A 13370-nucleotide genomic window follows, 5' to 3' on the forward strand; every position below is an offset into this window, starting at 1 on the left:
TCTTACCAACCTTGTAGATTTAAAACTGTAAAGGCAAAAACTATACCAACAGATGTTGCAGCAGTTAGCATAACAGCTTGCATCCAACGCCCCCATCCCATAGCAAGGTAACCTTTTACAGCATCTAATACAGAGTTTACAAAAGGGAAACCAGGAGCTAGTAGTAATACACTTGATGATAGTACAATATCAGGGGTATTTGTTAAATTAAAAATTTGAGCAAGTGCAGCAATTAATGTGGCAACAAAAGCAGTAATACCAAAGGTTATAATTAAAACAAATTTTTTTCTTGCTAATTCTTGTCTAACAAACATTGCTACAGCAGAAGCTAGAAAAGTGGTTGCAAAACCTTGCCAGTCTGCACCATTTAAGTATGAAAAACAAGCACAAGAAAGACCAACCATAAATACAATTAGCCATCTGTTATAATAGTTTGGTTTTATCTCTTTCATAGTTTTTATTACATAATCAACATCAAGTTTCTCTTTTTCAACTTTATAACACATCTTTTGCACATCACAAACAATAGACATATTGATTGGTTTATGGTGGGCTCTTCTAGTTGTAGTAACTGATTGGGTTTGTTTATTGCTTAAAGTAGTTAAAACAATTGCTGAAGGGATTAATGAAACTTCAACAGAATCAACGCCTAAGGCATTTCCTAATCTTTGTGCAATAGTTTCTATAAGTCTACTTTCTGCGCCAAATTCAAGCATTAATACAGCAGCTTTTATGATTGTTCTTGTTACTTTTGTTTGTTGTTCGTAGGTTAATCTATTCATCTATTTTATAAAATTCTTTATTTTTAATATTTTTCCATTATCATCTGCTATGTAGAGATTTCCTTTTGTATCAAAAGCAATCCCCTCTTGAGCATATTTTTTAGATAATTTTTTTGTATCTATTATTTTTGATTTTTTAATATCATAACTAATAATTTTAGAGTTTTTATCACTTATCATATAAAGAGTATCTTTATAAAATGTTAGACCAGAGATATCTTTGATTTCTGGATTTATAATATCTATTATTTTTAATTTTTTTTCTTCTAGTTTATAATCAAGGATTACAATAACTGAAGAATCTTCTTTTGGAAACATTTTTTTAGATTGATTTGAAGCATAAAGTTTGTTTTTATAAAGAGCTAAACCCTCTATCCCATCTCCACCTTTTTTTAGGAGCTTTATTTTTTTATATTCTCTATCGATTTTTATTTTTTTTACAATATCAAAACTTTTTTTGTCTACAACTATTATGGAATCTTTTTTTTCATTTATTAAAAGAAGTAGGGCATTTTCTTCATCAACTTCAACAGCTTCTAAATCATATTTTCCAAGCTTTTTTTCTCTTAAAATCTTTCCTTTTGTTGTAAGTTCATAAAGAGTTCCTTCATCATTTACTACAAAAAGAGAATCGGAAATATTACTATAGCAAATCCCAGAAGCTTCTGGAATATTAGCAATTACTTTTTCTTTTGCAAACAGATTTTGCATAAATAGTAGTGGTAGAAAAAGGGCGATTATACTTTTTATCATGTTATCTCTTTTTTTAAAGGTATTGATATAGTAAATAATGCACCAGTACACTTAATATCTTTAAAAATATATGAACTATTTACTACTTGTAATGAACCATTTAGGTGTTTAGTTACAATCTCATTTGACATATATAAACCTATACCTGTACCTTGGGATTTGTGTTTTGTTGTAAAATATGGTTCAAAAATTTTATCAAGTATTTTTTCAGGAATTCCACCTGCATTATCTTTTACTTTTATATGTAAATAGTTATCTCTTTTTATTGTTGATATAAATATGAATTTTTTCTCTAATTGCTTTGAATTTAATGCATCAACTGCATTATTAAAAATATTTAAAAGTATTTGTATAAGTTCACTCTCAATTGTTTCTATCTCTATTGTTTTAAGCTCTTTAACTACTTCAATATTCCATTTCTTAATTCTTGAACTAACAAGAGATAAGGATTTTTCAATAGTTGAATTAATAGAGAAAATCTCTTTTTCTTTTTTAGAGTTAAAAAAGTTTCTAAAATCATCAATTGTTTTTGAAAGGTATTGAGAGTGCTCATTTATAGATTTTACATTACTATAAAGCATCTCTTCAGAGATTTCATTTCCCATTTCTAATTGTATTTGTAAACCAGTTGAAGCAGTTGAAATAACTGATAAAGGTTGTCTCCATTGGTGTGCGATATTTTCTAACATCTCCCCTAAGGCAGCCATTTTTGATTGTTGAGCTAACATTGAATCTTTTTCTCTTTTTTGAAACTCTAAATCTTTTATTTTTGTTAAATCAAATATTGTTCCTACTATAAAAATAGGTTTATTATTTGCATCAAACCTTGTAACCTTTGTAGTAAGCTGAATATGTTTTAAAGTATTGTCTCTTAACAATATCCTAAATTCAATGATTTTTCTTTTATCACTTTTAATTGCTTTATAAAGATGATGTTTTACTTTTCTTTTTTCCTCTTCATGTACAAAAGATAAAAACTTTGTAATTGAGGGTTTTATCTCATTTGGATATAGTCCAAAAATTTTAAAATGTTCATTACTCCATTCTAGATGTTTAGTTTTTGTGTTATAACTAAAACTTCCTAATCTTGCTATTTTTTGCGCTTCATCTAATAAATAGTTTGTTCTACTTAGTTCTTTTGTTTTTAGTTCAACTCTTTTTTCAAGTTCTTGATTTAGATTTTTTAACTCTTTTGTTCTTTCATTTACAAGTAGTTTCAGAGTTTTGTTTCTATTCATATTTTGTTGATTAATGTAAATAAGTACAATAAATACTACAAAACCTACTGAAAGTATTATCCAAAAAACTGTGTAATCAATATTTTCTTTATATTGAATATTATTCCATTTACCTGCTATTTGAGAAACTTCACTTGGATCAAGAGAAGAGATTGCTTTATTTAATATCTCTTGCAATAATGGATAATCATCCCTTATCATAATAGCAACTTTATAAGTTAGACCAGTATTTCCACTTATTTTTAAATCATTAAGATTTAATTTGTTTATATTGTAAATTAGATTTGGTTTTATACCCACAAAAGCATAAACTTCAGAGTTTGATACTTTTTCAAGCCCCTCTTCAATATTTTTAACAGTAATTAGTTTTAAGTCAGGATAATACTCTTCAAGTAGTTTATGTGCAGTAAAATTCTTACCTACAGCAACTTTTTTATCATATAAGTAATTTATGCTTTCTATAAAATTTTCATCTTTTAATGTAACAATAGATAAAGGAAATTCAATGTAAGGTTTAGAAAAAATAGAATATTTCAATCTATCTTTTGTTTCTCCTACACTAAAAATAACATCAGCTTTTTTATTTTTAATTAAATCTAATTGTTCTGTAAATTTATTAGAAAAAAGATACTCAGAGTTAAGATTTAAACTTCTTGAAAGCATCTCCCAAATTTCAGAAGCCATACCCGATGGCTCACCTTTTTTATTTTTAAAAGTGAAAGGTTTCCAATCCTCTGAAACTGAAACTTTAAAAAGATGATTTTTAAGAAAATCTTTTTCTCTTTGAGATAATGAAAAACTCTTTTTGTAAATTTGTTGTTCTGTATTAAGAACCCATTTACTCTCAACTTCATATAATTCTTCATTTGTTAATTTTCTAAAACCTTTATTAAATATATCAATTAAATCTTTATTTTTTGAGATTGCTTTTATAGGAACATACTCTTGCAATAAATCTATAGGTTTAAGTTTATGAAAAAAATTGTTTCTTAATGAATAAAATTCAATTGCAAATTTATCATCAAAAATTAAATCAAGTTTTTTTGATAAAAAATCATTGAATAAAGTATCATAATCTTTATAAACTAAAGTTTGAGAAAAGGGAAAATTAGCGTCAATATGTCTTTTGTGATCTTTCCCTACAATCCCTATAAGATAAGAAGCTTGCTTACTGAAATCTTTACTAAAATCTTTATGTATAAAAAGTGAAGTTCTTGTTTTATAAATAGAGTATGATGATTGCATCCATGAATCATAAGGGTTTGTTCCTAGAAAAAAATCAACTTTTCCTGTTTTTGCAAGATCTATTGCATTGTCCCAAAGTTTTCCATTTACAAATTTAATTTTATAATTGTTTTTTTCTGCCCATAGATTCCAATAATCAATTAATAAACCTTCTGGGTGTCCATTTTCTAAATATGAGAAAGGTGCATATTCTGGATCATATGAAACTGTAAAATATTTATTTGAAGATGCATTTAAAATATGTGTAAGTATTAAAAGAAGAAAAGCAACTTTAAAAAAAGATTTCATTAAAATCCTGTATTGAATAATTTATTTATTATATCGAAGATAAATATAAAATAAATTGTATAAAAGGTTAAAAAATAGTGTTTTTAGGTTTGCCAATATAATAACCTTGTACATAATCGATTCCAAGTTCTTTTAAAATATCTTCTATCTCTTTTTTATGAACCATCTCTGCAATTGTTTTTAGTTTTACATTTTTTGCAAACTCAACAATTGATTTAACAATAATTTTAGAATTTTCACTTCTATCAATACTTTCTATTAGTGAGCTATCAATCTTAAGAAAATCTACTTTTAAATTTAATATATAAGAAAAATTTGAATACCCTGAACCAAAATCATCAATAGCCAAAGCTACTCCATACTCTTTTAGTTTTTTTGAGAACATTTTAACATGTTCAAAGTCTTGAATCTCTTCACTCTCTAAAAGTTCAATAATTAATTGTGAACCAATATTATATCTATCCAACATATCAAATAAGTAGTTTGTTGTTTCATTATTTAATATATCATCAATAGAGTAATTAATAGAAAATGTAATATCAGGTTTATCTTCAAAATATTCAAAAGCTTTTTTTATCATTCTTTGTGTTATTTGAGGATAAAATTTTGCTTTTTTTGAAATATTTAAAAATAAAATGGGTGCATAAACTTCATCTTTAAATATCATTCTTGCCAAACATTCATATTTTTTTATTTCACCAGTTTTTAAATCTTTAATAGGTTGGAAATAAGGTACAATATTGTCTTTCTCTAAAGAATCTTTTATATTTAAACTCCAAGTAATATGTTTAGAATACTCTTCTTGAAGCTCTAAAGCATTGTCAAACTCTTCATATAAAGTTCTGTTCTTTTTTGCTGTTCTAAGTGCTATCGTAGCCTTTTCAATGGCTCTACTTTTTGCATTGTAAACAACACCTATAGATGACTGTATTTGAATATCTGTATCTTGATATCTACAAAACTCACTATTTAGTGAATTTATCAAATTTATACAATATGTTTTTGATATTCTTTCTTGGGTTAATATGGCAAACTCATCACTATAAAGTCTATATACCTGATGAACTTTTTTTGTTTTTTCATAAAGATACATAGCAATTTGTTTTAAGATTGTATCCCCAACTTTTACCCCATAAAAATTATTTATCTCTTTAAAAGAATCGATATTAATGATTATTAAGGTGTTGTATTCATTCTTTTTTATATCCTCTTCTAGTTTGACTAAATTTGGTAATCTAGTAAGAGAATCAGTATATAAATTATCAATCAAAATGTCATAGTAATATTTTATTTTTCCCAAGAGTTCATTAAAATGTTTTTCTAAAATATGTAACTCTTTTATTCCTGGGTTTACATTTGATCTTTTAGAAAGGTCAGTATTTAAAGATATTTTATGAATAGCCCTTGTAAATCTATTTACAGGTGTGATAATTTTTTTATTAATAACAAAATAGAGAATAATAAAACAAACAAGTATAAATAAAACAAAAAATATTAAAAAATATGAGATTAACATATCAAGTGAAATTTTTATTTCACTTGGTGGATAAGTAATATCTAATACCCCATTTACATCACCAACTTTAGTATTGTAATGGCAAGTGATACACTCTTGTCTAACTTTCATTGGATAGAGGTATCTTATACTTCCATCTTCTAAAATTAGAAATTGTTTATCACCTTTTAAAGCTTTTTGAATATATGGATCATTTGCTATTGTAAGTTTATCTTCCTCATGAATACCCATGATTTCTTCAACTTTTTTACTTCTATATGAGTGTACTTTTAAACCTTCTCTAATATGTTCAAGCCTTTTTAATATTTGTACTAAATCCTCTTTCCCCCAACCCTCTTGCATTTTTGTATTCATTATTTCAAACACAAGCTCACTTGTTTTTTTTGCATCATCTTCACCTAAATTATTTAATGCAATTCTTTTTATGTATATACTTGAAATAAATATTGATATTATACTTGTTATTAAAAGGATGAATATAATTCGGAATATAAGCTTTTTATTTGAGATGGGTTCTTTTTTATTAAATCTAGATTTAGACACAAATTACCTTAACATTTAGTGTTAGAATGATAGAATAAATTATCTTAATATTAAATAATGAATTAATAAAAATAATTTTATTTTTTTCTAAGATAAAATATCTATCTAACTAAAGTGATTTTGTAATATAATACACCAACTAATTAAAAAGGTTATATTTGAAAGAGTTAACTCATTACTATAATAAGAAAGATATTTTGTTTAAAGAGATAGAAGAGATTGCTCCAAAAGATTTGAAATCCAGAAAAAAAATTAAAATATATGTCGCAACTTCAATACAAAAAGAGTATTATGCAATTTTTATAATAGATAGTAAAAGTAGATTTATTAGGAAAAATGCTGAAGACTTGATGTTGTTATTGGAAAATTTAGTTTCATATCAAGAACACAATTTTAAGAAAAAGGAATTATTAATTTCAAGTCCTATTTGTTCAAAAGCAAAAAAGTTACTAGAAAATGATAAATGGAGAGTAAGAGTTGATTTTATGTGATATAGGTAATACAACTTATCATTTTTTGATTGATGGAATTCATAAAAGATACTATTTAAATGAGAAATTACCTGAATTTAAAGAAAGAATTTATTATATTTCAGTAAATGATAATGCAGCAAAAGTGTTAGAAAACACCCACAATGATTGTATAAATCTTGAAGAATATCTTGATTTTGATACAGAATATAAAGGAATGGGTATAGATAGAAAAGTTGTATGCTTAGGTGTAGAAAATGCTGTTATAGTAGATGCAGGAAGCGCTATTACAGTTGATATAATGGAAAATGCAGAACATAAAGGTGGATTTATTTTACCTGGAATGTCAAGTTTAAAAAAAGCATATAAAGAGATATCTTCAAAGCTAGACTATGAAATTAATACAAAGGTAAACTTAGATACAATACCCCTTTGTACACAAGATGCAATGTCTTATTCTATTTTACAATCTATAATTTTACCAATAAAAGAGATAGCTAAAGAGAAAAAGATAATATTTACAGGCGGAGATGGAGAATCTTTGAGTAAATATTTTGATAATTGTATCTATAAAGATGATTTAATATTTAAAAATATGAAAGGGATAATTGATGCTAACAATTGCATTGCCTAAAGGAAGAATTGCAGAAGATACTTTGGAAAAGTTTGAAAAGGCATTTGATGAAAAGTTTGTTTTTGAAGATAGAAAACTAATTTTAGAAAAGAGTGGATTTAGATTTTTAAATGTAAGAAATCAAGATGTTCCTACATATGTAATGCATGGTGCAGCAGACTTAGGTGTAGTTGGATTGGATGTTTTAGAAGAAAAAGAGTATGACCTTATAAAACTTCTTGATTTACAACTTGGAAAGTGTAAAGTTGCTTTTGGTCTTGTAAAGGGTGAAGAGTTAGATTTTACAAAAAGCCAAATTACAGTTGCAACTAAACATGAAAAAATTGCAAAAAGATATTTTGAAGAGAAAGCTATGGCTGTAAAGATTATCAAGCTATATGGTTCTATTGAATTGGCACCTTTAGTTAATCTTGCTGATTGTATTGTTGATATTGTTGAAACAGGTACAACTATGAAACAAAATGGACTAGAAGTTGGACCAACTATTATGGAAAGTTCAGCACATTTAATTGCTAATAAAAACTCATATTATGCAAAAAAAGATTTAATATTTAATCTAAAAGATAAGTTAGAAGCTGTACTTTAATGGGATTAGATTTATACTCTAAAATAGAGCCTTTTTTAGATTTTCAAGAAGAGGTATATGAACTGCATAAAGAGTTTTTATCTTTTGTAATGGATAAAAACTTAGACAACATTTTAGATATTGGTTGTGGTCAAGGATACTTTTTAGAGAATCTTTTAATAAATAAAAAAAACTGTTTTGGTATAGATTTAAGTAAACAACAAATTGAGTTTTGTAAAGCAAAAGGTTTAACAAATGTGGATTCTATTGCTTTAGAAGATGTTACACAAAAATATGATTGTGCTACAGCTATTTTTGATGTGATAAATTATATTCCAAAAGATATTTTAAAAAGTTTTTTTCAAGATACAAATAAAGTATTAAACAAAGATGGATATTTTATTTTTGATGTAAACTCATATTTTGGTTTTAGTGAAGTTGCACAAGGTTGTATCACTATAAATTTAGAAGATAAATTTATTGCAATAGATGCAATATTTGAAGATGAAAAACTTATAACTGATTTAGTACTATTCTCTAATAGGGATGATAACTTATATAAAAAAGAAGCTGACAGTATTACTCAGTATTTTCATGAAATAACTTATCTTAAAAACCTTTTGACAACTTGTGGTTTTAAAGTTGAGCAGATAAAAGAGTTTAATCTTCATGGTTATGAAGAAGCAGACAAACTAATATTTATTTGTAAAAAAATCTAATTTTGTAATCAAAATATCACTATCTTCTACTAATATATAAAAAATATTTAGGTAGTTGATATGAACTTACGTAAACTAATGCTTATCTCTATAAGTATTTATGTTCTTATAATTTTTACAGATTTAAATGATATTGTCTATGCTAAAGTAAATAGTGTTAAAAATGATATTAAAAATGTAAACTCTTCTTTAGAGTTATCAAATTACAAAGTTTCAATTGAAGCAAAAGAGATTAAATCTATAAAAGACAACTTATCTGGAATAACATATTGTAATGAAACAAATACTCTTTTTGCAATTACAAATAGTCCAAGAGATATTTATGAGTTAACACTGGATGGTGAAATACTTAGAAAAATAGAGTTAATTGGTTTTAGTGATACTGAAGGGATTAGCTATTTGTATGATAATCTATTTGCCATTGTAGATGAAAAAAATCAACAAGTTTATACTTTTCCTATAAATAAAGATACAAAAAAAATAGATATATTTCATCTAAGAGATGTATTTACTCTTAAGATAAATACCTATGAAAATTTTGGATATGAAGGTGTTTCATACAATAAAAAAGATGATGTAATATTTATTGTAAATGAAAAATTTCCTTCAGAGTTAATAAAAATAAAAAATCTTATCAGCAAAAAAAATATGAATATCTCTTTTGGAGATGGAAAAACTGTATTTAACAATTTTATGGGGGATTTTTCTGGAATATATTTTGATTCAAAAAGTGAAGATTTATTGTTTTTAAGTGATGAGTCAAAAATGATTGCACAGATTGACCAAAATGGAACACAATTAAGTTTTATTCAACTTGAAAAGGGTTTTTTAGGTCTAAAAAAAAATATACCTCAAGCTGAGGGGATAACTATGGATAAAGATGATACTCTTTATATTGTTAGTGAACCAAATCTTTTTTATTCATTTAAAAAAGAGAAACTATAGGTGCTCTAATTCAACTCTATTTTTACCTAATGATTTAGCTCTGTATAATGCATCATCAGCTCTTTTAAAAAGCTCAATCTTATTATCAGAGTTGTGGAATTGTGCAAGTCCTAAAGAGCAGGTAACTTTGTTTATCTTTTCAAAATCAAAGTTTTCTATTGTTTGCCGTATTTTTTCTGCAAAAAATGTGGCGTGTTCAAGATTTGTTTTTGGTAAAATTACCACAAACTCTTCACCACCCCATCTAGCAACTATATCACTTCCTCTAGATTTTGTTGTTAAGATTTTTGATATATCTTTAAGTACTTCATCTCCAAAAAGATGTCCATGATTATCGTTTAATAATTTAAAATCATCTATATCAAGTATCAACATACAGAAAGTTTCATCTTTTAGATTAGAAAACTCTTCAATATGGCTGTCTAATAGTTCATCAAATTTTTTTCTATTGTATAGTTTTGTTAAGTGGTCTAATGCAACTTTTGTTTCCAACTCAGAGGTTATTTGCATAAGGTGTTCATTTGTTTTGGATATTTTACTACCTTCCTCTTTTATAAGTTCAATCCACTTATTATAGAAAGTTCTTAAAAGCTCTTTTTGTGTTATAACTCCAGATATTTTTCCATCTTTATTTACTACAACTATTCTTTTATAGTGTTTCTTTTTTATAAAGTTAATTGCATTTGAAATAGTGGTGTCATCATATAAAGTATCAACGGGACTTGTCATATAATCTTTTATTGGTTTTGATAAGTCATAATCATAACGGATAACATCAATAAAGTCTTTAGTAGTGAAGATACCTTTTGGTTTATACTCTTTATTTAAAACAAGTATAGCATCTGTAGCACTATTATCTTTTAATAAAGAGATTGCCTCAAAAGTTGAAGAGTTTTCATTTGTAGTTATAGCTTTATATTGGTGAATTAATGATGAAATAGTTTGTTTTTCCATAATTAATTGAGGGTCAATATTATTTACAATATCTGTATATGAAACTATACCTAATAACTCATCTTTGTGTGTTATTACCATATATTCATCACTAAAATCAATATAATTTAAAACAGTTAATAGGTTCATATTCTTATCTAAAGCTTTTGCTTTAGGAATATTTAGTTTATATAAGGCAGTATCTTTATTGATATTTTCAATTTTAAATTGAAGTAGTTCCCTTGTTGTTAGTATATGAAAGCAGTTTTGTTTTTTGTTTTCTACAACTATTGTTCTTAAATTAGCTTTTGATAACTTATCAACTGCTTCATCTAATGTTTTTTCTATCCCAATAGAAACCACATTTGTAATAGATATATCATATACTGTAGGGATCATTATAGTCCTATTGCAGCTCTTATAACTTCCATTTTAGCAGAAGCCACTTTTCTAGCTTTTTTAGCACCAAAATCTAAAATCTCTTTTACTTCCGCTGGATGATTTAAAAGATAATCTCTTTTTTCAGTAAATGGCTCAAAATGTTCATTTATTTTCTCAAGAAGAGATAGTTTAAAGTGTCCATAACCTTCTCCTGGAGTTGCATATCTTTGTTGTAACTGTTTTAGTTCATCTTCACTCATAAATAGTTCACAAAGTTTATATACATTACAAGTAGTATAATCTTTAGCTTCATCTAACTCTTTAGAATCAGTTACAATAGACATAACTTGTTTTTTAACACCTTTTTTTGTTCCAAACATATCAATTGTATTTCCATAAGATTTTGACATTTTAGCTCCATCAGTTCCTGGAACTGTTGCAACCACTTCATCAACTTTTGCTTCTGGCATAACAAGAATATCTCCATAAACATTGTTAAAACTAGTTGCTATATCTCTTGTCATCTCCACATGTTGGATTTGATCTTTTCCAACTGGAACAATATTTGAATCATATAGTAAGATATCTGCAGCCATTAAAACTGGGTATGAAAACAATCCATGGTTTGCTTGGATACCTTTTGCAGTTTTATCTTTATATGAATGGGCTCTTTCTAATAATCCCATTGAAGTGTGATTTGATAATATCCAGTATAATTCAAGAACCTCTTTAACATCACTTTGTACCCAAAATGTAGATTTCTCTGGGTCCATACCTAAAGCTAAAAAGTTTACAACTGCTTCAAAAATATTTTTTTCTAAAATCTCTTTGTCTTTTACAGATGTTAACGCATGATAAGAAGCAATAAATGCAAAAAGATCACCATCATTTTGCGATTCAACCATTTTTTTAATCATTCCAAAATAGTTACCAATGTGGATTGTTCCACTTGGTTGAATTCCTGATAATATTCTCAAAATAAAATCCCTTAATTAATTTTTTGGAATTATATCTAAATTATCAATAAGAGCTAGTTAAGTAGCTGTTTATGTATTTTTGAATCTATATGGTCTAAATGTAATTGTAAATTATAATATTCACCCATAAATGATAAAGGAACCTTTGTTTCTTTACTTATCTCTTCTCTTAGTTTTTCTATATCTTTCAAATAATTGTTTAAAGTCTGTTTCTCTGCTTTATCTATCTCATTATCAATCTCTCTAATCTTTTCATACCATCTATATATTTTTGATCTCATTGTCCAATTATATAAAGGGAAAACACCTTTAAATAAAGGAAATAATAGTGTTAAAAGAGGAATTAAGAGTATTTTTAATCTATCTATATTTGAAGCTATCCAATAAGGAAATATTTTTTCTAACCAAGTATCTCCATATTTAAAATATTTATCTGCTTCTTCATCAAGTTCTATTTTCATATTATGTGAACTTGGAAATTGATTTGCTTTTGCAAATAGGTCTTTTTTACTATGTACTTCTACAACTTTTTTTAGAACCAATCTTTTTAATTCCTCTGAGAAATCTTCCCTTACTATTAAATTTGCAGTAGTAGAAAGGATATTAACATTATCATCTGGAAGGTTTTTATATAAATCTAAAGTTCCTTCATATAAAGTCAAAGCTTCAAGAAAAGTATATTTTCTACTATAAGCTCTGGCTCTTTTAAAACTAAAAAGATTTATTTTAGGGTCTGCTAATAAGTCATTTATTATAGGTGAGTTATGTGATGAAACTATAAAAAGAGCATCAATTTCACCTTTTTTTAGTGCCAGGCTAGCTTCTTTATTATTTAAATTTAAGATTTCTGCATTGTTATTGTTAATTCCATTGTCGTTTAATATTTTGTTAGCTAAATCTCTCGTGCCACTGCCCATATTACCTATTGAGATCTTTTTTGAAATTAATTGAATAATATAATCAATTGTAAAACCCTCATTTTTATAAAACACCCAAAGTGGCTCATAATATATAGATGCAAGGGACTTAATATCTTTAATATTTGAATCAAAGGTTGTACCATTTTGTATAAAAGCTATATCTGCTTTTTTCTCTTTAAGAAGCTCAATATTTTCTATTGAACCAGCACTTGTTATGATATTTACTTTTACTTTATCTTTTTCAAGAAGTTTTTTATATTCTAAAGCAGTTTTATAATAATTTCCATCTTTAGAACCTGTTGCAATTGTAATCTCTTTTTTAGGACTTGGTTGTATAAATTGAGCGGTAAAATAAAATGCAAAAAATATTGTGGCAATAATGGGCAAAAATAGAGTAATAAACTTTTTCATTAGAATCTCTCAAATTTATAAGATGTTAGATTATATCAAAAAAGTTTTTA

The 13370-nt window shown here is 26.1% G+C and carries 12 protein-coding genes; 5 read left to right on the forward strand and 7 right to left on the reverse strand.

All coding sequences use genetic code 11. From position 1 onward, the window contains the following. Positions 1-2: 2 nt before the first annotated feature. The 4 genes from ACKU3H_RS05960 to ACKU3H_RS05975 all read right to left on the reverse strand — a co-directional run bounded on the left by ACKU3H_RS05960 (position 3) and on the right by ACKU3H_RS05975 (position 6365). Entirely contained in the window at positions 3-782 is a 780-nt protein-coding gene (locus ACKU3H_RS05960) for a threonine/serine exporter family protein (protein ID WP_320036061.1), read from the reverse strand. Then, positions 783-1535, reverse strand: coding sequence for an SdiA-regulated domain-containing protein (locus ACKU3H_RS05965; RefSeq protein WP_320036062.1), 753 nt, complete (start codon positions 1533-1535; stop codon positions 783-785). Beyond that, complete coding sequence (locus ACKU3H_RS05970) at positions 1532-4306, reverse strand: transporter substrate-binding domain-containing protein (protein WP_320036063.1); 2775 nt, start codon at positions 4304-4306, stop codon at positions 1532-1534. The genes ACKU3H_RS05965 and ACKU3H_RS05970 overlap by 4 nt, the downstream gene beginning before the upstream one ends. 67 nt (positions 4307-4373) lie before the next feature. Next, entirely contained in the window at positions 4374-6365 is a 1992-nt protein-coding gene (locus tag ACKU3H_RS05975) for an EAL domain-containing protein (protein WP_320036064.1), read from the reverse strand. Positions 6366-6523: 158 nt separating this feature from the next. Here ACKU3H_RS05975 and ACKU3H_RS05980 point away from each other — a divergent pair, with 158 nt between their 5' ends. From ACKU3H_RS05980 to ACKU3H_RS06000, 5 genes are read left to right on the forward strand one after another with little or no spacing between them, the layout of a single operon-like run. Beyond that, a complete protein-coding gene (locus tag ACKU3H_RS05980; protein ID WP_320036065.1) occupies positions 6524-6856 on the forward strand; it encodes a hypothetical protein in 333 nt (110 codons plus the stop codon). Next, complete coding sequence (locus ACKU3H_RS05985) at positions 6843-7469, forward strand: type III pantothenate kinase (protein ID WP_320036066.1); 627 nt, start codon at positions 6843-6845, stop codon at positions 7467-7469. Before ACKU3H_RS05980 ends, ACKU3H_RS05985 begins: the two co-directional genes overlap by 14 nt. Continuing rightward, entirely contained in the window at positions 7447-8055 is a 609-nt protein-coding gene (gene hisG / locus ACKU3H_RS05990; RefSeq protein ID WP_320036067.1) for an ATP phosphoribosyltransferase, read from the forward strand. The genes ACKU3H_RS05985 and hisG overlap by 23 nt, the downstream gene beginning before the upstream one ends. Further along, positions 8055-8753 (forward strand): class I SAM-dependent methyltransferase, encoded by a 699-nt coding sequence (locus tag ACKU3H_RS05995; RefSeq protein WP_320036068.1) that lies wholly within the window; start codon positions 8055-8057, stop codon positions 8751-8753. Before hisG ends, ACKU3H_RS05995 begins: the two co-directional genes overlap by 1 nt. A gap of 60 nt (positions 8754-8813) precedes the next feature. Continuing rightward, positions 8814-9698, forward strand: coding sequence for an SdiA-regulated domain-containing protein (locus ACKU3H_RS06000; protein WP_320036069.1), 885 nt, complete (start codon positions 8814-8816; stop codon positions 9696-9698). On the opposite strand, the gene ACKU3H_RS06005 is transcribed toward ACKU3H_RS06000, so the two are convergent. Genes ACKU3H_RS06005 through ACKU3H_RS06015 form a run of 3 tightly spaced genes read right to left on the reverse strand, consistent with a single transcriptional unit; the run spans position 9693 to position 13320 of the window. Beyond that, entirely contained in the window at positions 9693-11030 is a 1338-nt protein-coding gene (locus ACKU3H_RS06005; RefSeq protein WP_320036070.1) for a diguanylate cyclase, read from the reverse strand. The two genes, ACKU3H_RS06000 and ACKU3H_RS06005, sit on opposite strands and share 6 nt — an antisense overlap. Next, positions 11030-11989, reverse strand: a complete 960-nt coding sequence (gene trpS / locus ACKU3H_RS06010; RefSeq protein ID WP_320036071.1) for a tryptophan--tRNA ligase — start codon at positions 11987-11989, stop codon at positions 11030-11032. The genes ACKU3H_RS06005 and trpS overlap by 1 nt, the downstream gene beginning before the upstream one ends. A 53-nt stretch (positions 11990-12042) precedes the next feature. After that, positions 12043-13320, reverse strand: coding sequence for a TAXI family TRAP transporter solute-binding subunit (locus ACKU3H_RS06015; protein ID WP_320036072.1), 1278 nt, complete (start codon positions 13318-13320; stop codon positions 12043-12045). Positions 13321-13370: the final 50 nt, after the last annotated feature.

The sequence above is a fragment of the Halarcobacter sp. genome (assembly GCF_963675975.1).
GTDB lineage: Bacteria > Campylobacterota > Campylobacteria > Campylobacterales > Arcobacteraceae > Halarcobacter.